The sequence below is a fragment of the Granulicatella sp. HMSC30F09 genome, from assembly GCF_001806915.1.
GTDB lineage: Bacteria > Bacillota > Bacilli > Lactobacillales > Aerococcaceae > Granulicatella > Granulicatella adiacens.
This window is the reverse complement of record NZ_KV786404.1, coordinates 83,535-84,373: the sequence shown is the minus strand read 5'-3', so window position 1 is coordinate 84,373 and position 839 is coordinate 83,535. Positions and strand designations below refer to the sequence as shown.

The 839-nt window shown below is 31.8% G+C and carries 1 protein-coding gene; it reads left to right on the top strand.

Annotated elements, in window-relative coordinates:
* A partial coding sequence (locus tag HMPREF3103_RS09570; RefSeq protein WP_246826935.1) for an ISL3 family transposase occupies nucleotides 1-839 on the top strand: 839 nt, incomplete at both ends.

Here is an 839-nt window from a genome sequence, read left to right as displayed (position 1 = left end):
GTTTCAGGCCTACCGGCCTACTTAAATCTACGAAAGCAGAGATTTCTCTGTAGAGAATGTGGCTCTTCATTTACCGCAGACACTAGTCGAATTGTAGAAAAACATTGTCATATTTCGAAACGTTTAAAAAATGAAATTAAATCAAAGATAAGTGAAACAGTATCTGAAACATATATCGCAAAAGAAACAAATGTTTCAGTTCATACTGTAAGACGTATCATAGATGATACAGCACGATTATTAACGATTAAACCATTACATGATTTACCTGCGCATTTATGCTTTGATGAATTTAAATCCGTTAAATCTTCCGATAGTAATATGAGTTTCATTATTTGTGATAGCACTACACACAAGCTGGTCGATGTTGTACGAGATAGAAAATCTTACAGTTTGAAAAGATATTTTCATCGTTTTGAGCCGAAGACTAGATTAATGGTAAAAACTATCTCAATCGACATGTACCTACCGTACATTCAATTAATAAAAGAAATGTTTCCTAACGCAAAAATTATCATTGATCCTTTTCATATCGTACAAGCCTTAAATAGAGAATTAAATCGTACTCGGGTATGTGTCATGAATAAGCATCGCTATAAAGACCCTAAATTATATCGAAAGTTAAAACACTATTGGAAGTTCATTTTAAAGAATCCTAACGAACTTCAGAACTATAAATATAATCGTTATAAGCTTTTCGAAAGTTTTATAACAAGCAAAGGAATCGTGGATTATATCTTAGAAAACAATCCATCTCTTAAAAATGATTATGAGGTTGTACATTCACTTCGTGAATGTATTCAGGACAGAGATTATATAGAATTCAAGGAAACGATTGA